Origin of the sequence: Herbaspirillum sp. Sphag64, assembly GCF_014192645.1 — a bacterium.
Classification (GTDB): Bacteria; Pseudomonadota; Gammaproteobacteria; order Burkholderiales; family Burkholderiaceae_D; genus Herbaspirillum.
Genome location: NZ_JACHYE010000005.1, coordinates 220,579 through 242,491, shown reverse-complemented (window position 1 = coordinate 242,491; position 21,913 = coordinate 220,579). Strand labels below are relative to the sequence as shown.

The 21,913-nt window shown below is 50.4% G+C and carries 23 protein-coding genes; 19 read left to right on the top strand and 4 right to left on the bottom strand.

All coding sequences use genetic code 11. The features are described 5' to 3' along the window. Positions 1-41 precede the first annotated feature (41 nt). The 19 genes from FHW66_RS11130 to FHW66_RS11040 all read left to right on the top strand — a co-directional run bounded on the left by FHW66_RS11130 (position 42) and on the right by FHW66_RS11040 (position 17,211). Positions 42-1,037 (top strand): NAD-dependent 4,6-dehydratase LegB, encoded by a 996-nt coding sequence (locus FHW66_RS11130; RefSeq protein WP_183379857.1) that lies wholly within the window; start codon positions 42-44, stop codon positions 1,035-1,037. After that, complete coding sequence (locus FHW66_RS11125) at positions 1,034-2,245, top strand: LegC family aminotransferase (protein ID WP_255458926.1); 1,212 nt, start codon at positions 1,034-1,036, stop codon at positions 2,243-2,245. Before FHW66_RS11130 ends, FHW66_RS11125 begins: the two co-directional genes overlap by 4 nt. Beyond that, positions 2,232-3,404 (top strand): UDP-N-acetylglucosamine 2-epimerase, encoded by a 1,173-nt coding sequence (neuC, locus tag FHW66_RS11120; RefSeq protein WP_183379856.1) that lies wholly within the window; start codon positions 2,232-2,234, stop codon positions 3,402-3,404. Before FHW66_RS11125 ends, neuC begins: the two co-directional genes overlap by 14 nt. Further along, positions 3,397-4,485: an N-acetylneuraminate synthase gene (neuB, locus tag FHW66_RS11115; RefSeq protein ID WP_183379855.1), complete on the top strand. Its 1,089-nt coding sequence runs from the start codon at positions 3,397-3,399 to the stop codon at positions 4,483-4,485. The genes neuC and neuB overlap by 8 nt, the downstream gene beginning before the upstream one ends. After that, entirely contained in the window at positions 4,482-5,147 is a 666-nt protein-coding gene (locus FHW66_RS11110; RefSeq protein WP_183379854.1) for an acetyltransferase, read from the top strand. Before neuB ends, FHW66_RS11110 begins: the two co-directional genes overlap by 4 nt. Continuing rightward, the gene (locus tag FHW66_RS11105; RefSeq protein WP_183379853.1) at positions 5,140-6,189 is read left to right on the top strand and encodes a nucleotidyltransferase family protein; all 1,050 of its coding nucleotides are present in this window, start codon (positions 5,140-5,142) and stop codon (positions 6,187-6,189) included. Before FHW66_RS11110 ends, FHW66_RS11105 begins: the two co-directional genes overlap by 8 nt. Further along, the gene (locus tag FHW66_RS11100) at positions 6,186-7,112 is read left to right on the top strand and encodes a Gfo/Idh/MocA family protein (protein WP_183379852.1); all 927 of its coding nucleotides are present in this window, start codon (positions 6,186-6,188) and stop codon (positions 7,110-7,112) included. Before FHW66_RS11105 ends, FHW66_RS11100 begins: the two co-directional genes overlap by 4 nt. Further along, positions 7,097-7,828 carry a cytidylyltransferase domain-containing protein gene (locus FHW66_RS11095; protein WP_370543448.1) on the top strand — a complete coding sequence of 244 codons (732 nt, stop codon included), beginning with the start codon at positions 7,097-7,099 and terminating at the stop codon, positions 7,826-7,828. The genes FHW66_RS11100 and FHW66_RS11095 overlap by 16 nt, the downstream gene beginning before the upstream one ends. 16 nt (positions 7,829-7,844) lie before the next feature. Then, entirely contained in the window at positions 7,845-8,615 is a 771-nt protein-coding gene (locus FHW66_RS11090; protein ID WP_183379850.1) for an oxidoreductase, read from the top strand. A gap of 100 nt (positions 8,616-8,715) precedes the next feature. After that, entirely contained in the window at positions 8,716-9,660 is a 945-nt protein-coding gene (locus tag FHW66_RS11085; RefSeq protein WP_183379849.1) for an NAD(P)-dependent oxidoreductase, read from the top strand. 2 nt (positions 9,661-9,662) lie between these two features. Then, positions 9,663-10,250, top strand: coding sequence for an SIS domain-containing protein (locus FHW66_RS11080; protein ID WP_183379848.1), 588 nt, complete (start codon positions 9,663-9,665; stop codon positions 10,248-10,250). Between the two features lie 2 nt (positions 10,251-10,252). After that, complete coding sequence (locus tag FHW66_RS11075) at positions 10,253-11,245, top strand: GDP-mannose 4,6-dehydratase (protein WP_183379847.1); 993 nt, start codon at positions 10,253-10,255, stop codon at positions 11,243-11,245. A gap of 66 nt (positions 11,246-11,311) precedes the next feature. Then, the gene (locus FHW66_RS11070) at positions 11,312-12,139 is read left to right on the top strand and encodes a transketolase (protein WP_183379846.1); all 828 of its coding nucleotides are present in this window, start codon (positions 11,312-11,314) and stop codon (positions 12,137-12,139) included. Then, positions 12,136-13,068, top strand: a complete 933-nt coding sequence (locus FHW66_RS11065) for a transketolase family protein (RefSeq protein ID WP_183379845.1) — start codon at positions 12,136-12,138, stop codon at positions 13,066-13,068. Before FHW66_RS11070 ends, FHW66_RS11065 begins: the two co-directional genes overlap by 4 nt. 1 nt (position 13,069) lies before the next feature. Beyond that, positions 13,070-13,690 carry a haloacid dehalogenase-like hydrolase gene (locus FHW66_RS11060; protein ID WP_183379844.1) on the top strand — a complete coding sequence of 207 codons (621 nt, stop codon included), beginning with the start codon at positions 13,070-13,072 and terminating at the stop codon, positions 13,688-13,690. Beyond that, positions 13,672-14,670, top strand: a complete 999-nt coding sequence (locus tag FHW66_RS11055) for an aminoglycoside phosphotransferase family protein (protein ID WP_183379843.1) — start codon at positions 13,672-13,674, stop codon at positions 14,668-14,670. Before FHW66_RS11060 ends, FHW66_RS11055 begins: the two co-directional genes overlap by 19 nt. Positions 14,671-14,673: 3 nt before the next feature. Beyond that, complete coding sequence (locus FHW66_RS11050) at positions 14,674-15,345, top strand: class I SAM-dependent methyltransferase (RefSeq protein ID WP_183379842.1); 672 nt, start codon at positions 14,674-14,676, stop codon at positions 15,343-15,345. Positions 15,346-15,350: 5 nt separating this feature from the next. After that, entirely contained in the window at positions 15,351-16,400 is a 1,050-nt protein-coding gene (locus tag FHW66_RS11045; protein WP_183379841.1) for a zinc-binding dehydrogenase, read from the top strand. 37 nt (positions 16,401-16,437) lie between these two features. Beyond that, positions 16,438-17,211 carry a phytanoyl-CoA dioxygenase family protein gene (locus FHW66_RS11040; protein ID WP_183379840.1) on the top strand — a complete coding sequence of 258 codons (774 nt, stop codon included), beginning with the start codon at positions 16,438-16,440 and terminating at the stop codon, positions 17,209-17,211. Positions 17,212-17,327: 116 nt separating this feature from the next. Here FHW66_RS11040 and FHW66_RS11035 read toward each other — a convergent pair whose 3' ends face one another. From FHW66_RS11035 to FHW66_RS11020, 4 genes are all read right to left on the bottom strand, one after another. Then, positions 17,328-18,032: a nucleotidyltransferase family protein gene (locus FHW66_RS11035; RefSeq protein ID WP_183379839.1), complete on the bottom strand. Its 705-nt coding sequence runs from the start codon at positions 18,030-18,032 to the stop codon at positions 17,328-17,330. After that, on the bottom strand, positions 18,029-19,474 hold the full coding sequence (locus FHW66_RS11030) for a PfkB family carbohydrate kinase (protein WP_183379838.1): 1,446 nt from the start codon (positions 19,472-19,474) through the stop codon (positions 18,029-18,031). The genes FHW66_RS11035 and FHW66_RS11030 overlap by 4 nt, the downstream gene beginning before the upstream one ends. Positions 19,475-19,709: 235 nt before the next feature. Then, on the bottom strand, positions 19,710-20,600 hold the full coding sequence (locus FHW66_RS11025; RefSeq protein WP_183379837.1) for a sugar nucleotide-binding protein: 891 nt from the start codon (positions 20,598-20,600) through the stop codon (positions 19,710-19,712). Between the two features lie 100 nt (positions 20,601-20,700). Next, positions 20,701-21,867, bottom strand: coding sequence for a class I SAM-dependent methyltransferase (locus tag FHW66_RS11020; protein WP_183379836.1), 1,167 nt, complete (start codon positions 21,865-21,867; stop codon positions 20,701-20,703). Between the last annotated feature and the right edge of the window lie 46 nt (positions 21,868-21,913).

The window sequence follows — 21,913 nt, the reverse complement described above, 5'->3', positions numbered from 1 at the left end:
AAGTACACAATCGTACGCAATTTTATTGAAAGTGAATTGAAATGAAAGTACTAGTCACGGGGGCGGATGGTTTTATCGGATCGCACCTTACAGAGACTTTGGTGCGTGAAGGGCACGAGGTGCGTGCATTTGTCATGTATAACTCATTTAATTCGTGGGGCTGGCTTGATGATTGTGCGCCGGACGTGGCAGGGAAATTTGATGTGTTTGCTGGAGATATTCGGGATCCATACGGCGTGAAGAAAGCGATGCAGGGTTACGATGTGGTGTTGCATCTGGCGGCGTTGATCGCGATTCCTTATTCTTATCACTCGCCTGATACCTATGTCGACACCAATATCAAGGGGACATTGAACATCGTACAGGCGGCGCGTGAGCTGGGCGTCGAGAAGGTTGTGCATACCTCGACCAGTGAAGTGTATGGTACTGCTCGGTTCGTTCCGATTACGGAAGAGCACCCTCTGCAAGGGCAGTCTCCCTATTCCGCCAGCAAGATTGGCGCAGATCAAATTGCGCTATCGTTTTACAATGCATTTGATACTCCTGTATCAGTAATTCGGCCCTTCAATACCTATGGCCCGCGGCAGTCGGCCCGTGCGATTATTCCAACTGTGATCACGCAAATTGCGGCAGGGCAGCGCCGTATCAAATTAGGCGCATTGCACCCAACCCGGGATTTTAATTTCGTGAAGGACACTGTCCAAGGATTCTTGTCCGTTGCACGCTCTCCACGCACAGTTGGTGAGGTCATCAATATCGGTAGCAATTTCGAAGTTTCAATTGGTGAGACAGTGCGGATGATCGCTGAAATCATGGGAGTTGAAATTGAAATTGAAACGGAGCAGATCCGCATGAGACCTGATAAAAGTGAGGTCGACCGTTTGTGGGCTTCGAACGCCAAGGCGCATGAACTTACCGGTTGGGCACCTGCATATGGAGGTAAGGATGGTTTTAGACGCGGTCTGGCTGAAACAATCGCCTGGTTTACTCAGCCTGAGAATTTGAAGACATATAAGACCAGTATTTACAATGTATGATCACACACCCGTTATCAGCCATGTTTAAAATAGATTCTGCCGCGATTGTTGAAACCCTGCGGGCGGTGTTAGCCGTTCGGGACGAGCGTGTGTCACTGCATGAGCCCCGTTTCAGTGGCAATGAATGGGCCTACGTTAAAGAATGTATCGATACTGGATGGGTCTCATCTGTCGGCAAATACGTTGATCGTTTCGAGCAGGATTTGGCGGCCTATACTGGGGTTAGACATGCGGTTGCCGTCGTCAATGGCACTGCAGCATTGCATGTCTGTTTGCTGCTAGTTGGTGTGGAGCATGGCGATGAAGTGCTAATGCCAGCGTTGACATTTATCGCGACTGCCAATGCGGTCAGCTATTGCGGTGCAATTCCACATTTTGTCGAAAGCGACGCAACGACACTGGGGCTGGATCCGCAAAAGCTCGCTGAATATCTCGATGATATTGCTGAGATTCGCGGCGAATATTGTTTCAACAAGCAGACTGGCCGCCGTATCAAGGCCGTGGTGCCCATGCATACATTTGGACATCCAGTAGATTTAGATCCGTTAGTGGCGCTGTGTGAGCGTTATAGAATTGACTTGGTCGAGGATGCTGCCGAATCGTTGGGCTCTTATTACAAGGGGCAGCATACGGGTAACCTGGGTCGCGTTTCGGCATTGAGTTTCAATGGTAATAAAATTATTACTACCGGTGGCGGTGGCGCAATTCTCACCAATGACCCTGCACTGGGGAAACTGGCGAAGCATCTTACAACGACAGCGAAAATACCGCATAAATGGTCGTTCTCGCATGATCAGAAGGGTTTTAACTACCGTCTTCCGAATATCAATGCAGCATTGGGATGTGCTCAATTGGAGCAACTTCCAGATTTCATCCTCGCCAAACGTCGTCTGGCGCAAACGTATCAAGAGGCGTTTGCCGACATGCCCGGCGTATCTGTGTTTAAAGAGCCTGCATACGGACAAAGCAACTATTGGTTGAACGCGCTTCTAATTGATCCCAATTGTGCGCAACAGCGTGATGAGTTGCTGGAATATAGCAATTCAGAGGGCATCATGACGCGTCCCGTCTGGACGCTCATGCATGAGCTTGACATTTATAAAACGGCACCTCGAATGCACAACCTCAACGTTGCAGAGGATATTGAGCGACGCTTGATCAATATCCCTAGTAGCGCGAGTTTTGGTATGAGTTATGGCAATCGCTAAGAAAAAGATTTGCGTTGTTACTGGCAGCCGAGCTGAATACGGTTTGTTGTATTGGGTCATGAAAGAGATTGATCAGGATCCTTCCCTCGAGTTGCAATTAATCGTGACGGGCATGCACCTTGCCCCTCAGTTTGGCCTAACCTATCGAACGATTGAAGAGGATGGATTTTCAATCGATGCCAAGGTCGATATGTTGCTGTCCAGTGATACACCGGTTGGCATTGGAAAATCGATTGGATTGGGTGTTATCGGTTGCGCCGATGCTTTAGAGCGTTTGCGGCCAGATGTTCTTCTGGTGTTAGGTGATCGCTATGAAGTATTGGCGGCAGCCCAGGCGGCATTGGTTGCGAGAATTCCTATAGCGCATATCGCAGGCGGCGATACGACGGAGGGCGCCTTTGACGAAGGAATCCGTCACAGTATTACTAAAATGTCGCATCTTCATTTCGTCACGAATGCTGAAGCAGCGCGAAGAGTCCGCCAATTAGGTGAAAATCCCCAATACATTTTCAATGTGGGTAGCCCTGGTCTTGATTTCATCCGTCGGATGACTTTGATGGACCGGGCAGCACTCGAGCAATCCCTCGATTTCCGGTTACGTGAAAAAAATCTATTGGTGACATTTCATCCAGTTACCTTGGAAACACAGTCTGTATCGGTGCAGTTTGGTGCCGTGCTGGCGGCACTTGATTCCTTGGGGGACGAGTTTGGAATCGTTTTTACTAAGCCCAATTCTGACACTGACGGTTCCTTGATTGTCGCTCTGATCGATGATTTCGTCGCCCGTCGCCCGCACGCCAAAGCCTATACGTCTTTGGGGCAAATCAGGTATTTGAGCTTGATGGCGCAAGTTGATGTTGTCGTTGGAAATTCGTCTAGCGGTTTGTACGAAGCGCCGTCGTTTGGCAAGCCAGTGGTGAATATCGGTGATCGCCAAAAAGGTCGATTGCAGGCTGCATCGACCTTCAATTGTGGTGTGACTGAGCCAGAGATTGTGAGCGCTCTGAAGGCTGCTCTTGCTGCAGATTGCAGCGATGTCGAGAACCCCTACGGTGATGGAAAAAGTGCGGGGCGTATCTGTGATGTGTTGAGGCAGCTTGTTGACCCGCAAAGCTTGTTGAAGAAGCATTTTTTTGGATTGGATGATGGCCATGCGTAATAGTGTTTATATCATCGCGGAAGCCGGCGTTAATCATAATGGTTCGCTGGAACTGGCGAAAAAATTGGTTGAGGCGGCGGCATTCGCCGGTGCCGACGCGGTCAAGTTTCAAACATTCAAAGCCAATAAGTTAGTTAGTCGTTCCGCGCCTAAAGCCCAATATCAGTTGTCTACGACCGATGTGCAGGAATCGCAGCATGAAATGATTCGTAAACTTGAACTGAGCGAAGCCGATCACCGCGCATTGATTGCGCATTGCGCGACTCACAATATTGAATTTCTCTCAACGCCATTCGACCATGAGAGTCTGCAATTGCTTGTCGGTAATTTCGACATGCCTCGCGTCAAATTATCGTCTGGCGATATAACTAATGCGCCTCTTTTGTTGGCTGTGGCACAAACCGGCAAGCCGGCGATTGTGTCAACGGGCATGAGTACAATGGATGAAATCAAGACAGCGCTTAGTGTTCTTGCATTTGGATATATTCAAGGCAACGTGCCAGATAGATTGCCATCACTGGCTGCATTTGAATCTGCGTATATAACGAGCGAGGGGCAATCTTTGCTTCGCAAAAATGTGACATTGCTACATTGCACAACGGAATATCCTGCGCCATTCGAAGATGTGAACCTGCATGCGATGAATACCATTGCGTCGCAATTTGGTCTGTCGGTCGGCTATTCAGATCATACTGTTGGTATCGCCGTTCCGGTCGCAGCGGTGGCACTAGGGGCCACGTTGATTGAGAAACACTTTACGCTTGATCGTAGCCTTCCGGGGCCGGATCATAAGGCTTCATTGGAGCCAGATGAGTTGAAAGCAATGGTGCAATCGATACGCGAAGTTGAGTTGGCATTGGGCTCTTCTATCAAGCAGCCGGCAAGCTCAGAATTGAAGAACCGTGCGATCGCACGGAAAAGTCTTGTCGCTGCCGTTGATATTGCACAAGGTGAGCTCTTTACGATCGATAATTTGACCGTCAAGCGCCCTGGTGATGGAATAGCTCCAATTAGATATTGGGATTACATCGGAAAACCTGCTGATCGAAATTACTTGGCAGACGATAAGGTGCTGTCTTGAGCAAACCTATCATTATCTTGGGGGCAGGTGGTCATGCACGGGTGCTTGCTGATGCCTTGCTTCCGCTTGAAATATCAGGATTCACCGATAGCAATCCATTAAAGGTCGATTCACCGCTACATCATGCGGCTGTGTTAGGTGGCGATGATGTTGCGCTCGCCTATTCGCCGGACGACATACAACTCGTCAATGGTGTTGGCAGTGTTGGTATCGCTATTGGCAAAAAGGGTGCTGCGCTCGATACCCTTGGCAGGGTGACCTTGTTCAAGCGTTTCAGGTCAGCAGGATATCGCTTTCTTGATGTGATTCATCCATCGGCTATCATTGCGCCCGATGTTGCCCTGGGAGAGGGCGTACAGATCATGGCAGGTGCGGTACTGCAGACCGGCACCAGTATTGGAGACAATACCATCGTCAACACACGTGCATCGATAGATCACGATTGTCATATTGGCGCACATGTTCATATTGCACCTGGTGCAGTCTTATCCGGAGGGGTAACGGTTGGCGATTATGTGCATGTTGGTGCAGGCGCCACGATTGTTCAGGGTATTCATATAGGTGCGAATTGCATGATTGCCGCCGGTGCTGTTGTGATCAGGGATATACCCGCTGGCGAGACTGTGATCGGTGTGCCAGCTAAAGAGGTGAAAGATGAATAAGTGGAAAGAGGTTCTGGTATCGCAGGATGTCTCGATCAAGGATGCAATCCAGATGCTGGATCGCAGTGGTATGCAGATTGTCTTAGTAGTCGATGGCGATGGTCGGCTGCTTGGCACTGTTACAGACGGCGACGTGCGCCGCGGAATCTTAAAAGGATTGGCTCTCTCTGAGCCCGTTGGCTTGATTATGAACCGGCATCCGAATGTAGAGCATTTCAATGCCGGGTATGACACGATCTTAAACGCGATGAAGCGTAAAGGCGTGCATCACATGCCACTGGTCGATGATGATCGCATCGTCGTCGGCCTGGATACTTTGGACGGTTTGATTCAAACCTCGAACAAAAGCAATTGGGTTGTCCTCATGGCGGGCGGGCTCGGGAGCCGCCTCCGACCATTGACTCAGGATTGCCCAAAGCCGATGCTCAAAGTTGGTAACAAGCCATTGCTTGAAACCATTTTGACAAATTTCATCGACTATGGTTTCCGACACTTTTATATCTCTGTAAATTATATGGCAGATATGGTGAAGGATTATTTTGGCGATGGCTCGCGCTTTGGCGTTGAAATTCGGTATCTGCATGAAGACGAGCGGCTAGGTACAGCAGGTGCGCTTAGCCTTTTGCCCGAACGACCGGCTGAACCATTTTTTGTCATGAATGGTGATTTGCTGACAAAAGTGAATTTCAATCAAATGTTAGATTTTCACGGGAAGCAGAATGCCGTTGCGACCATGGGTGTGCGTGAATACGACTATCAGATTCCGTACGGGGTGGTTAACGTTGAAAGTCTTCGGATTGTTGGTATCGAAGAAAAGCCGATCCAGCGGTTTTTCGTGAATGCCGGTATATACGTTCTGGATCCGAACGCGCTTGATCTGATACCGCAAAATACGTTTCTCGATATGCCTACGTTATTCAATACATTGATCGATCGCAAGGATGAAGCGGTTGTCTTTCCTGTTATCGAATATTGGATGGATGTGGGGCATCTTGCCGATTACGAAAAGGCCAACGGCGAATATCATTCGGTATTTTCATGACCACGGCGCTGATAGTCGGGTTTGGCTCTATCGGTGCCCGTCATGCCCGGATATTGGCCGGGTTGGGACTGCGCACGGTGGTAGTCAGCAGGCGTCCGATCGAATTTCCTATACGTTATGCTCTGTTGGAAACGGCGCTGCAGAACGAGGTGCCGGATTACGTTGTCATCGCCAGTAGTACGGACGAGCATCATCTAGTGCTGGATAAGCTGCTTTCCTTGAATTTTTCGGGAAAGATTTTGGTTGAAAAACCCTTGTTTGATCACGTCCGGCATATTGAAGTCGCAGATTATTCACGGGTTTTCGTCGCCTATAATTTGCGCTTCCACGCCGTGCTGCAGCGGTTGCGGCAGATATTGGCTGGCGAACAGATTTTGGCTGCGCAAGTCTATGCGGGCCAGTATCTTCCTGACTGGCGGCCTGGCACGGATTATCGTACTAGCTATTCTGCGGATCGTGTACGCGGAGGCGGCGTATTGCGTGACCTGAGTCACGAAATCGATTACGTGCTCTGGCTATTTGGAGGATGGACTCGGGTCGCTGCGCTGGGAGGTCAACTCAGTGCCCTGGAAATCAACAGTGACGATTCATTTGCCTTATTACTGGAAACCCCAGCTTGCCCGATTGTGACTGTGCAGATCAATTATTTAGATCGCCCCGGGCGCCGTTCTATTGTGGTTAATACAGCCAAACTCACCGTAGAAGCAGATTTGGTCCGAGGTACGATTTCATGCAACGGCAATATGGAAACCATTGCGAGTGAGCGTGACGAAAGTTATATCTCAATGCACCGTGCAGCTCTTGCGGCGAATGCCCACTGCGACCAAGGGATGCTGTGTACCTTTGCTGAAGGAAATGAAACAATGCGATTGATCGATGCTGCGGAAGTGGCGGTACAAACTTCGCAATGGGTTGCGCGATGAGGCGTCTTTGCACGATATGCGCGCGCGGCGGCTCCAAAGGCGTTAAAGGGAAAAATGTTCGCCTATTGCAGGGAAAACCATTGATCGCATATACCGTGGAGCAAGCTCGCGCATCAGGTTTGTTTGACGCAATTGCAGTCAGTAGCGACTCAACCCAGATATTGGATATCGCGCAATCACTTGGCGTCGATTACCTGATTCGACGTCCTGCCGAGCTGGCGACTGATCATGCAGCAAAACTACCGGTGATCAGGCATTGTGTTGCTGAAGTCGAGCGACTTTCAGCCAAGCGCTTCGAGACTCTGGTCGATCTCGATGCAACCTCGCCACTGCGGCTCTCCGAGGATATTGAAGGGGCGGTCGCGCTGCTAGAGGGCAGTGGTGTTGCTAACGTCATCACCGCTATGCCGGCGCGCCGTTCACCGTACTTCAATCTGGTCGAACTCAATGCTGCTGGTTTCGTCGGTTTGTCGAAGCCTCCGGCGGCTAGCATCGTTCGACGGCAGGATGCACCACCGTGCTATGACATGAATGCGTCCATTTATGTTTGGCAGCACGATGTTTTGTTTGCTACTGATTCTGTCTTCAATCCAGATACTAAATTGTATGTGATGCCGGAAGAGCGCTCGATCGATATCGATTCCGAAATTGATTTCAAACTAGTCGAGCTACTGATGCAGGAGCGCATTGCCGGATCGAGTCCCATTGCGACATAAAGTTGGAGAAAATGGAATGTTGAAAGACAAAATTGTTGTCGTAACCGGGGGGGCAGGTCTTATCGGTCGCTCGTTCGCCAAGACCATTGCCGAGCAGGGTGGTGTTGCAGTCATTGCTGATCGTGATGAGTCTGGAGGCCGTGCCGCTGTGGAAGCAATTCAGTCCCAGGGATATTCAGGGCAGGTTATTTATGGGAAGCTCGATATCACGTCGAAACAATCGATTAATGACTTGATTGCCGATTTGCATCAGCGATACGGAAGCATTGACGCAGTTGTCAACAATGCCTACCCACGCACGAAGCAATATGGTCGCAAGTTTGAAGACGTGACATTTGAAGATTTTAACCAAAATGTGTCGTTGCACTTGGGTGGGTATTTTTTGACCGCTCAGCAATTTGCTGCCTATTTCAAGACTCAGGGCAGCGGGAATATTATCAATATGGCATCCATCTATGGAGTGATCGCTCCGCGTTTCGATATTTACGATGGTACCGCCATGACTATGCCGGTCGAATACGCGGCGATAAAGTCAGCTGTCATTCATCTGACTAAATATATGGCGAGATATTTTCAGAGAGATAATATCAGGGTAAATTGCATTAGTCCTGGAGGGATCCTGGACGGCCAGCCGACTGAATTCCTTGAACGCTATAATAGCCGCGCTTCGTCCAAAGGGATGCTCGACCCAGCCGATCTTCAGGGTGTTCTGTTGTTTCTTTTGGGAAATATGTCGACATATGTAAATGGTCAAAATATCGTCGTGGATGACGGATGGTCTTTATAATGCTGCTTTGTCTCTATAATATGAAATTGTTTGCATGCTAATTCGGTGCAAATCAACAATCTGACAGTAGTTAATTTTTAGAACAGATAATTGGGGTTATATGAAAATATTGGTTACCGGCGGTTGTGGTTACAAAGGAACAGTACTGGTTCCAAAATTGCTCAAACGAGGCTACGCAGTTGAAGTGCTGGATACCCAATGGTTTGGCAACTTCCTTGAGCCTCATCCCCAGTTGACAGTCACCAAGGGTGACGTCCGCGATATCGACAATATCTCGCTCGACGGTGTCGATACCATCATTCATTTGTCCTCCGTCGCAAACGATCCCTGCGGCGATCTCGATCCGAAACTGACGTGGGAGATCAGCGCGCTAGCAACGATGCAACTGGCTGATAAGGCCGTTCGCAAAGGTGTCAAACAATTCATTTATGCATCATCCGGTAGCGTTTACGGCGTCAAGGAAGAGTTGCAAGTTACTGAAGACCTGGAACTCAAGCCAATTTCCGAGTACAACAAGACGAAAATGGTCTCTGAGCCTGTGTTGATGAGCTACAAGGATCGAATGATCGTGCAGATTGTCCGTCCCGCAACTGTCTGCGGCTATTCGCCGCGCATGCGTCTTGACGTTTCCGTTAATTTGCTGACGATGCAAGCTTTGTCGAAAGGCAAAATTACTGTCTTCGGTGGTACTCAGGTCCGTCCGAACATTCATATTGACGACATCACTGACGTCTACCTGCATTTGATTGATCACCCTGAAGTTACGGGCGTGTACAACGCTGGATTCGAAAATATTTCGATACTCGATATTGCAAAAATGGTGGCGAAACATTTGCCGGTCGATATTGTTGTTACAGAATCCAACGACCCACGTTCTTATCGCGTCAATTCGGACAAGCTGTTGGCGACAGGTTTCAAACCATCCAAGTCGGTTGAAATTGCGATTGCAGAGATTATTGAGAAATATCGCAGCGGCGTATTGAAGGACGAAGACCGTTATTACAACTTGAAATGGATGGAGCAGACTGTATTGGCTCCGAAATAACGATGAAGACAAGTCATTTATCGATCGAGAGTTTTCGCGGCTACGCAAGTCGCATGCAGGAAGTGCTGTCGCGTTCCGATTGGGATGGCGTGGCTCAACTGGGTCAAGCAATGCGTGAGTGCTGGATTACCGGTCACCAGGTGTTTTTTTGTGGTAACGGTGGCAGCGCAGGTAACGCCATTCATTTAGCCAATGACTACTTGTATGGCATTGCAAAACGAACCGGTGGCGGTATGCGTGTTTCCTCGCTGTCTGCGAATGCAGCTGTCATCACTTGCTTGGCCAATGACGTTGGCTACGACAGTATTTATTCCGAGCAGCTTGCAGTCCAGGCGCAGCCGGGCGACTTGCTGATTGTCTTGTCTGGAAGCGGCAACTCGCCCAATATTCTGAAGGTGCTGGAACAAGCCAAAGTCATGGGTGTGACCTCCTGCGCTATCCTTGGCTACACCGGTGGAAAGGCGAAAGCCTTGGCCGACATTCCGATTCATTTCGATGTCAATGACATGCAGATCGCCGAAGACATGCAACTTGTGGTCGGTCACATGCTCATGCAGTGGCTGTACGAAAATCAACCTGTAGCGAAATAAACATGGCGAATAAATATTTTATTATCGGAAGCAATTCGTTTTCCGGCGCTAGCTTTGCCGACTCCCTGCTGCAGCAGGGGCATGAGGTTATCGGTACTAGTCGCTCTGCTGAGCCGCATAGCGCATTTTTGCCTTACCGCTGGAGTGGCAAGGATGCGAATTTTCGTTTTTATCAATATGATCTGAACAATGATCTGGCGCCTATGATGGCATTGATAAAACAGGAAAAACCAGGCTACGTTGTCAATTTTGCGGCGCAAAGCATGGTTGCGGAAAGCTGGAAGAACCCTGACCAGTGGTTTGCCACAAATGTTGTCGCGACAGTCCGTTTGCACGAAGCCTTGCGCCATTGCGATTTTTTGGATAAATACGTGCACGTCACGACGCCGGAAGTTTATGGCAGCACAGATGGATTTATCAAAGAAGATACGCCGTTTAATCCGAGCACGCCGTATGCTGTGTCGCGTGCTGCCTCGGATATGAGCTTGAAGACATATTTTGATGCCTACGGTTTCCCAGTTGTATTCACCCGTGCGGCAAATGTCTATGGCCCGGGTCAACAGCTTTATCGCATAATTCCCCGTACTATCCTGTCGATTTTGACTGGGAAGAAATTGCAATTGCATGGTGGTGGACATTCGCGTCGTTCATTTATCCATATGCGTGATGTCTCCAGCGCGACCATCAAAATTGCCACCGAGGGCGTTGCTGGACAGACCTACCATATTTCGACCGACGATATTGTCACGGTGCGGGCGTTGGTAGAGAAAATCTGTGCGAAGCTGGAGGTTGATTTCGATACGTGTGTTGAGGTAGTCGGTGAGCGCCTGGGTAAGGATGCTGCCTACATGCTCGATAGCACCAAGCTGCGTAGTACTCTGGGGTGGAAGGATCAGGTCGGGCTCGACGACGGACTTGACGATTGCATCGAATGGGTTAAGAAGAATCTTGACGAGATGAAATCCATGCATTGGGACTACGTCCACAAACCATAGCGCCAGCTTGTTGGGTCGCCGTATTTTTTTGCCCGCTTTGCCGGGCGCTGTTGAGAATTAGCACTGATGACTACTGACATCTCCGAGTTGAAAAATATTGCGAGCCGAATTCGCGGGCGCATTATCGCGACTTCGCACCAGACACATACCCCGCATTTGGGTTCCTGCCTGTCGTGCGTCGATATCCTGATTGCTGCGTATTTCAGCACTTTAAAAATTGATCCTGCGAAGCCTTCAGATCCTGAGCGCGATCGCTTTATCCTCAGCAAGGGCCATGGCGCGGCGGCATTGTTCCAAGTGTTGGCGTTGAGAGGTTTTTATCCCGAAGCGATGTTGGAGTCATATGGTGTGGATGGTGGTATTTTTGCGGAGCATCCTCCGACGCCGGATCATTTGCCTGGAATTGAAGCTGCGACAGGATCGCTCGGACATGGTCTGCCGATTGGATTGGGCATGGCGTTGGCTGGCCGTATCAAACAGCAGGAATACGACGTGACAGTGTTACTTGGCGATGGCGAGTGTAACGAAGGTTCGGTTTGGGAGGCCGCAATGATGGCGGCCGGCCAGCAGGTGGGCAATTTGCTTGCAATCGTCGATTTCAACAAATGGCAGGCAACGGGACGAAGTGAGGAAGTGCTTGCGTTGGGACCTCTGGTTGATAAATGGAGGGCATTCGGTTGGGAAGCCAGCGAAGTTGATGGTCATGACATGAATGCGCTTACTGCGGTTATGGGCCGCAAGCGCAGTCGGGTCGGCAAGCCTATTGCGGTGGTGGCGCACACCGTCAAAGGTAAAGGAGTGTCTTTCATGGAAGACGACAATAATTGGCATTACCGGATTCCGACTGCGGATGAAGTCCTGGCGGCCTACAAGGAACTGGGAGTGACAGCATGAGGAACGCTTTTGCAGACGAAATTACCAAGCTTGGGGCAACCGACCATCGGCTGGTGTTGTTGTCAGGTGATATTGGCAACAAATTGTTCGATAAATTCAAGGCTGGTGCTGAATCACGCTTTCTCAATTGTGGTATTGCTGAAGCCAACATGATGGGGGTTGCAGCGGGTATGGCGCTGTCAGGCTTACGGCCAGTCATCTACACCATTACTCCGTTCACCACGACACGTTGTTACGAACAAATTCGCATCGATGCTTGCTATCACAATGTGCCAGTTATCATCGTCGGTACAGGTTCAGGTCTTTCGTATGCAGAGCTCGGTCCGACGCACCATTCTTGCGAAGACCTCGCCATCATGCGGGTGCTGCCCCACATGACAGTGATGGCTCCGGCCGATGAAGTTGAGTTGCGACAGTGTTTGCGCGCCGCATTGAAGCAGGATGGGCCGGTGTACATTCGCATTGGCAAGAAAGGCGAGCAGATTATCCCCAAGAAAGACGACCACTTCGAAATTGGCCGTTCTATTACCGTTCGCGAAGGTGCCGAGGTTTGTCTTATCGGCACAGGGACGCTGCTGCCGACAGTATTGGAAGCTGCGACATTACTTGAGGCGCAGGGGATCACTGCGCGCGTTGAAAGCTTCCACACGATCAAACCGCTGGATAGCGATACGTTAATGCAGGCGTTTTCGAACTACAACATTGTCGCTACGATCGAAGAGCACAGTCGTATCGGTGGTCTTGGTGGCAGCATCGCCGAGTGGCTCGCGCAGCAGGACTCGATGCGTGGCCGCTTGCTGTCGTTTGGCACTGACGATGATTTCATGCACGAGGTGGGGTCGCAGGAATATGCCCGTGCAAAATATGGGTTGACTGCGGGAAATATCGCCGAGAAGGTACAGGCAGCATATGTAAAGGCTGTTGCCTGATATGCGTATTGGTCTGGACTTCGATAACACAATCGTTAGCTACGATTCCTTGTTTCATGCTGTTGCCGTTGAAAAATCATTGGTGCCCGCGCAAACCCCGGTTTCTAAAGTAGAGGTGCGAGACTATTTGCGAGCAGTCGGCAATGAACCTGCGTGGACAGAATTGCAGGGTTATGTTTATGGTGCGCGGATGGACCAAGCAGAGGCTTATCCAGGGTTCGTCGAATTTGTTCACGCTGCGCGTGAAAATAACGTCGAATTGGTCATTGTAAGCCATAAAACTAAATATCCTTTTCTCGGGCCGCAATATGATCTGCATGCGGCGGCAGGCGGTTGGATTGCGTCAGCGCTACGCGATGACAAGGGGAGCTTTTTTCCCGATGGCAGCGTATTTTTCGAATTGACCAAAGAAGCGAAGATCGCTCGTATTGCAGCGTGTCGTTGCGATTATTTCATCGATGATTTGCCGGAAATTCTCCGGATGCCAGGCTTTCCCGTGGATACCGGAAGATTACTATTTGATCCGGAACAATGTCATGGCACCGATGATGTGACAGCGCGGTTTGGTAGCTGGTATGAGATTAAAAATTTCTTCGAGCAAAAATGGCTAGCGCAGAACTGACGTCGAAGATAGTTACGCTATTGCGCGACAAAGGCTTGGATATTGGAGACATATCGCTCGCGGCGATTGATGGTGGTGGCAATAATAAAGTGTTTGCTGTCGAGACCGGCAGTGGAAAATACGTCGCGAAGGCATACTTTAATCACCCTGCCGACACTCGGGATAGGTTGGGTGCGGAATATGCATTTCTTTCCTATGCGCAGCATATCGGGCTCGTCAATGTGCCGCGACCAATCGCATGTGATGTTGCTGCTCACGTCGGTATTTATGAATTTGTTAACGGCTACAAACTCAGTATCGATCATTTGGAGAGAATGCATGTTGACGCGGCGGCGGAGTTTATCGCCAGCCTGAACGCAGGCCCGAATCGTGATGGCCGCTTGCCGTTGGCGTCCGAGGCCTGTTTTACATTGGAACAGCATTTGGCCACGGTTGACCGACGTATTCTTAAATTACACGAATTGAATGGAGGCGACGCACTCACACGGCAGGCAAAAGAGCTGGTTGATAATATCGCTACCTCCTGGAAGCGGCAATGCGCGCAGATCGTCGCAACTGGAGTCCCGGCATTGAATCCAGAGGATCGTTGTATATCACCATCAGATTTTGGTTTTCATAACGCGCTGCTGCGAGATGATGGAGATCTCTGTTTTATCGATTTCGAATACGCGGGCTGGGACGATCCGGCCAAAATGATTGGTGATTTTTTTTGCCAACCCGCGGTGCCCGTCCCTTATGAGTACTTCGAAGATTTTGTCTCGAAGGCGGTCCGGTACTCGACCAATGCAGCTGCCTTGCGCGCGCGTGCACATTTGTTGTTACCGGTATTTCAGATTAAGTGGTGTTGCATCATGCTCAACGAATTTCTGCCGGACGCCGCTCGGCGTCGACAATTCGCTAATCCGACAATGGACCCGGAGCAACGCAAACGTATGCAACTTGTTAAGACCGAACAATTTTTCAATTCCATCCTGACTTAAACCATGGCCTACATAGACTTCCTCAGTTCGGTACACAAAAGCACGAAGCGTGATTATCTCGCACGTGTCAACGATAGCGAGTTTCCAAAAGCAAAGGCCGCTGAACTGGCCAAACAATGGGGCTTCGATTACTGGGACGGAGACCGCCGCATTTGCTATGGTGGTTATCGTTACTTACCAGGTCGCTGGACGCCGGTCGCGCAGGCGATGATTGACCACTACGGTCTCAAAGCCGGTGACAAAGTGTTGGACATTGGCTGCGGTAAAGGTTTTCTGCTGTATGAAATGTCCCTGCTAATACCTGGCCTGGAAATTTTTGGTATTGATGTATCTGAGTACGCAATCGCCAACGCCAAGGAAGAAATCAAGCCGCGACTGCAACTTGCAAACGCAATCGATTTGCCGTTCCCGGACAACCATTTTGATTTTGTTTTCTCGATTACTACGTTGCATAACTTGCACAATTACGATCTTGACAAGGCGTTGCGCGAGATGGAACGCGTCGGCAAGAAAAACAAATATTTGTGCGTAGAGTCGTATCGGAACGAATCGGAAAAGGCCAACCTCCTATACTGGCAAGTGACTTGCGAAGCGTTCTGCACGCCAGAAGAATGGGATTGGTGGTTCAAGCAGACTGGCTATACGGGCGATCATTCTCTTATTTATTTTGAGTGAATAAAATGACAATACCAAAAACAATGAAGGCCGCGATTCTGGCGGAGCTGCAAAAGCCTCTGGTCGTGGATCAAGTCGAATTGCCTCCCGCGCTTGAGGTCGGGCAAGTTCTGGTCAAGGTCGAATGTAGCGGGATTTGTGGTTCACAATTAGGGGAGATCGACGGTGCAAAAGGCGAGGACAAGTATCTTCCACATCTGCTCGGACATGAAGGTTCGGGCGTCGTAGAAGCGGTTGGGCCAGGTGTGCGGTTTGTCAAGCCGGGTGATCGCGTTGTTTTGCATTGGCGTAAGAGTCAAGGGATCGATTCCGTCCCGCCCAAATATACATGGCGGGGCAACACGTTGAATGCAGGCTTGATCGCCACGTTCAATGAATACGCCATTGTTTCTGAAAATCGTGTCACGCGTATCGACGCTGACAGCGATATGGAAGTTGCCTCGCTTTTCGGTTGTGCAGTGACGACCGGTTTTGGGGTTGCTGAAAATAACGCAAAGATCAAATTTGGCGAGTCCGTGGTGGTATTTGGTGCCGGTGGCGTGGGCTTGAATATCATCCAGGCGGCGGGATTACTGTCGGCTTATCCTATCATTGCGGTCGATCTGTACGACGGCAGGCTCGACTTGGCAAAATCATTGGGGGCCACACATACGATCAACGCAAAAGATGTCGACGCCAAAGCGGCTCTGCTCGAACTGCTTGGCCCACAGAGTCTTGACGTATTCATCGACAATACAGGGCAGCCATCGATCATCGAAATGGGTTACGAGCTGACCAAGGCCCAAGGCCGCGTCGTATTGGTAGGTGTACCGCGCAAGGGGCGCAATATCAGCATATTCTCGCTGCCGCTGCACTTCGACAAGCGTATCAGTGGATCGCATGGTGGCGAAGCTGTGCCGCATCTCGATATTCCTCGGTACACCAAATTACTTGATGCAGGCTTGATTCAGCTCAAACCGTTGATTACAGAATATTTTAAGCTGGACGATATCAATACAGCCATTCAACGTATGCGCAGCGGAGAATTGTCGGGCCGATGCCTGATTAAGATGTAGGTGCAATCTGGCGCGCCAATGATATTGAGATAATGAAATGACGAAGCTAAACCTGAAAAGCAAGATTTTTGACTCACCGGGCTATTCGCGCGATGTAAAACTCAGTCCGGATGAGTTGTCGGTATTTCGTGAGGCAATTACTGAACAGTGGCTGGCGGTAATTGGTGAATCACGTCCGGATCTGGTGCCACAATTCAGGGATATCGGCATTGAAAACTATCATCAATTGGCGCAACAGCTTGAGCATGAAAAAATCTGGCCCAAGCAAAATCGCTGTTTGCCCAAAGCCAGTTGTAATCGGATCAAAGCGCTGCCTTTTCTACAAACTTTGAAAGACGAGTTTGGTGATTTCGCTATATCGGACGTTTTTTATGGCGATACACACGAAGTAGGCCGCGAAGAAATCTACTGGCGTTTGGTTCGCCCCAACGCCAAAAATGATGTCGGAACGATTCATGCCGATAAATGGTTTCATGACGTCATGGGTATGGATGACCAAGCGTTCCCTCCAGGTTCGGTGACAGTCAAGATATGGATTCCCATTTTTTCACAGCCCGGACGGAACGGCCTGATGATCGTGCCAAACTCGCATTTGAAAGAGTGGCGATACCACGGTGTGCCCGGTGCAGGTGGCATGAAACCGGTGATTGACGAGGATGTCACGACCATTGGTGCCGAGTTGATGCTGACCGAGCCGGGAAACATGCTGATATTTAACGAAGGTACGCTACACGGTGGGGCAGTGAACCTTGGAGACCAGACGCGTGTCAGCGTTGAAATCACCATGGTTTTTCCGAGGCAGCCATCATAAATCTGTCACGTTGACGGTTCAATCTCATTGGCAGGCTAATTGCGCAATTCGAAACGCGTGACAGCAGTTTTATCGTGCGTAACTTTCAGTAGCAACCACTATCACATTCAAACAGTTTATGCGTCTTTAGTGATCAGGTGGTTTGCTCTGGCATAGGTCTCCGGTGTACCGATATCGATCAGCGGTGCGGAAGTTTCGTGTGCGTAGATACGGTTTAGTAATGTGGGTAAGATCTGGGTGCTGAAATCGGTGATGCCAGAATTAACATGTTTGAGATGTTCCAGTAGTTCTGCTGAAAGAATATATATCGCACCGTTGGCCAGATTCCCGCTTGGTTTTTCCTGCTTTTCTTCAAAAGCGATCACAACGTTATTTTCATCCAGAGTGACGATTCCGCAAGACGACGGATTGTCTGTGCGAAATGTCATCATGCTCATCAGACAATGGGCGGGACGCTCCTCATGCGCCTTGATGAATGCATCAAAATCAGCCAGGCAATAATTGTCGGCATGAATTAAAAGACCATCCTCGCCATCGAAAAAATCCAAGTGTGCAATCAAGGTCGCAGCCGTTCCTAATAATACCGGCTCGTAGGCCAGCGTGGCACGAGCACGGTAACGACTTGTGGCCAGATAAGAGTCGACTTGCTCACTTTTGTAATGCGTATTGATCAGGAATGGGCCGCAACCGGCCGCATCCAGCTGGTGTAGCCAGACATCAAGTAAGGGCTGGCCATTAATTGGCACCAAGCATTTAGGTACGGTATCCGTCAGTGGTCGTAGCCGCGTGCCGAATCCGGCCGCCAGTAACAATACTTTCATCCAGTCATCTCCTGCAGCAATTGCAGTAATTCCTTCGTGCGAATTGGTATATTGCCGACGCGACCAACCTGCACTGCTGCCGCCAGCGAGCCGAGATAGGCGGCTTCCCAGATATTGCCACCGCAGGCCAGCGTCATCGCGCCCGCGATCAGCAAGCTGTCGCCAGCACCAGCAACGTCGCGCGGCGCGGTATTGAGGGCGCCAAGTCGATCAGTGAGCCAGTCATGCCCTTGTTCGACGGCAGCATGGATTAGCAAACCTTCTTCGCCAAGCTTCAATAGAATATTACGGGCTCCAGATTGCTGCCGTAACTGTTCTGCCAGAATCACCAGACCGTCTTGATGATTACGGGTACTGATACGCGCCTCATGCTCGGTCGGTGTAAGTAGATCCACGTCGTGAAAACGGCCGATGTCGCCAATTTGCGAAGAGGATTGGCTATCTGCAGCCAACATCACACCGTGCTTGCGTGCCAGCAAAGCGATCCGGTCCACCAGGGCTTGCGGGAGGCAACCATAGTTGAAATCGGAAAACACAAGCAGGTCAGTTTCGGTGATGGTCTGCTCAATACGTTGAAACAGAGAATTCTGCAATGCAATAGGAATTTCCGTCTGATGCAGATAACTCACTCGTAACAGTGTTTTACCCTTGCTACGGAAGCGCTGCTTGAGTGTCGTAGGGCGCATTTCATCAATGAGAAGGTCACCGATGACTCCGCTATCAGCAAGCTTTTCGAGGGCAAATGCGCGGGTCGAGTCGTCCCCGGTCACCGAAATGAAGCGTACCGATGCACCCAACCCAGCAGCGTGCGCCGCAACAATCCCGGCACCGCCGATGAAGCGTGTAGTATCGATCGGTGTGACCACAATAGTAGGATCTTCCTGCGACATCCCAAGCGGCTGGCAGGTAATGTACTCATCGACGATCAGATCGCCAACTATGGACACTCGCAGGTTGGTGAACTGGCGAAGCCTATCTGCGACGCTAATAGAATCGATATTGTGGCGGCTGAGATATTCTTTAGGGGCTACGATGGAACGCGGGTCGGATTCGTAAAATGTGCGACGAATCAAGTCAAGCGACGAAAACAATGTTTCACCGGAACTGAACAACAGCTTGCCGCCATATTCTTCGACAGCAGCTAGTTCAGCATTGAAGTGTGATTCATGTTCCTTACCCTTGACAACTACGTCGGGCTTTAGGCGAGCAATCGCTTCTGCCACCGGGGTGTCTATCAGAAACGCTTCATCGACCCAAATATTACTTTGGATACCCTCCAGGCGAAGCTGCTCCGGCACGTGCGCTGCATTACCAGCAATACGGTCGCTTTCAACAGCAACGACAAGGCGCTCGCCGCACTCCTTGGCAAAACGCAACAATCGCACATGGCCCGGATGCAAGACATTAAAATGGCCCGATACAAAGACGGTTTTAGGTTTCACGATAATAAGTTCATTGGTGAATACAAAGCGTCGCAAGAAAATGAGATCTCGAGACTGGCGCGGAGGGTTGTTGGGGTATTCCGAGTGCTACCGGGTAGTCGCTTTCCGTTGGGCAAGAGGGCTGGGACAAGTGCCTTAGGCAATAGCGACAGTATGTCGGCCACAAGCATGTAGGATACGGCGCTGCGGCCTTTTGCGCCGAGTGTTCTAGCGAGAAGTGCACATTTCTTGATGATCATTTTACTTCCTTAGCCACGTCGCTTACCGCGAAATGATCGAAGGCTTGTTCTGGCTGAGGAGCTCTAAGGCTGACTGAGGCTAGTCCGGCGGTGTCTAAAGCCGCATATCTCGGTGCGAACACAGATTGGAGATGCGAAACAGGCTCGACCAAGGTAGGGTCTGCACCCAGCTTGCGAGCGATCTCCAGAGCGGCTTCTGCGTAACTCATATCGCGCGCGGCAGTGGCATGGAGGATACCAGGCCTGCGCTGCTGAGCGACACGACGCAGCACCTCGACCGCAAACGATAGCGAAATCGGCGCCATGATCAGATCGTGGTAAGGCGTGATACGCTTTCCCGAGCGTAAATCGTCAGCCCAATTTTCAAATAAGGGCATGCCTGGAACAATTACCTTGCCGACGCGCACAATGGCGACCTGTTGATCAAGATTCAGCAATTGCCGTTCGGCTTCGGCTTTTTGCCTGCCATACACAGTTTGGGGATTATAAGGATGGTCGGTATTGGCAAATGGTGTCTCACCGTCAAGCACCAGATTGGTAGAAACGAAGACGACGAAGGTACCTGTGGCAGCAAGCTTTCGAGCCAACTGAACTGTATTCGTTACGTTGACTCGTGCGGTCGCGGCGGACTGACTCTCGCATTGAGCCTGTGAAGTAATTGCTGCACATAAGAAGGCAACATCGACAGGAGCGGGAGGGCCTTGCCAATGCTCGATGGATTCAGATAAGTCCATGAACAGACACCGAGGCGAAACACAGTCGTGACGGCGCGTGGTAAGCCACATAGGGATGCCGGCAGCAGTAAAAGCAGCCGCGAGGCCGCTAGCAATACCTCCTTCTGCCCCGGTGATAAGTACGCTGCGTGGAAGATGTCCTACCGTTGACATTCGATTCACTTCGTTACCCCGCATTCTTCCGGTAGCAATGTGTAATGAGCTTGAGTGCCAAAGGACGTAAATTGGTCATGGGCGATTCTCTTGAATGTGCTCAGGCGGGCGGCAATACAAACCTGCACTCGAGTTGATCAAAGCGTCGCGCGATAGCCTGCGCAATATCCGCCCGTAATGGCACTAATAAGGTAGATCCTTGCGGCGTATCGGCAGGGCTGAAAATTGGGCGGCCCATGTGACTGCGGCCAATCCTGTTAGCGTCTTCGTCAATAAAAAAGCGCACTTGATCCCCTAGTGAGGCCGCCAGCCATGTCGCAGATATGCTTGTGCCGAAGATGCCGCAGTCGTTTTTCTCGGCGCTAGCTTGAGCGTAAAGCGCTTGTAGCCATGCGATATGGGCGGCTGCTTTTTTGCCGCCGTCGGCATCGAAGTCGGAAGTCTGCAGATTGTCGGTAATCTTGTCCTTTGCGAGATCTCCGCAAAACTGCGCTAATAAAGATAATTCCTTTGGAATAAAACCGCTTTCCAGCGATTGCACCGTGAAGCCAGCAGCATTAATGACGCGCGGAAGCACCGCTGCCGTGAAGTGAGTTGTATGATCAGCGATCAGTATGTCGAATGGAGAACTGGTCAAATCGGGCACTTCGATCAATAACCGACCGCCCGGATTCAGGTGCCCGGTTAGCGAACGTAGGTAGGCGACAGGATCCGGGATATGTTCGAGTGCGTGGATCAGAACAATCAGATCGAATTTTTGGTTTACCTCTGTTAAGGCGCCGATATGCAATTGCGTGACGCCAGGGATCGCCTCAATTGTCGTTCGGTTGCGGTCACTCAGTTCCAGGCCGGCAAGTTCCCACCCCGGGTAGCTCTGCGAGAATGCCCGAAGGAAAGCACCATTACCACAACCAATATCCAGCATCTTACCTATTGACGGCAGTTTGCCAGCAATAGCCAGCCATTCTACGATTTTGCTAGAACGTGCAGCACTGGCACCGCCGGCATCGAAAGCGGTCTGCTCGGCTCCACCACCCTGACTGTAGATGTCATAGTGAGCGTAGATTTCATTTGCCTCCTCCATCCAGGCGGGTGTCGCAGGCTTTTGGACGGCTCCGCAACTGGAACATACTGCCAGCCTACCTCCTGTGCGCCATGGGCGGCAATCAGAGGTCACTTGAACCAATGTTTGAAAGCCGTTAAGTGATTGCAGCACTCCGTCGCATATATGGCAATGATGACTTGAGGAATTGTTCGTAGTGTTCATTTTAGTCCCCCATCTGGATCGGCCCGCGCCTACGCATCACACTGCC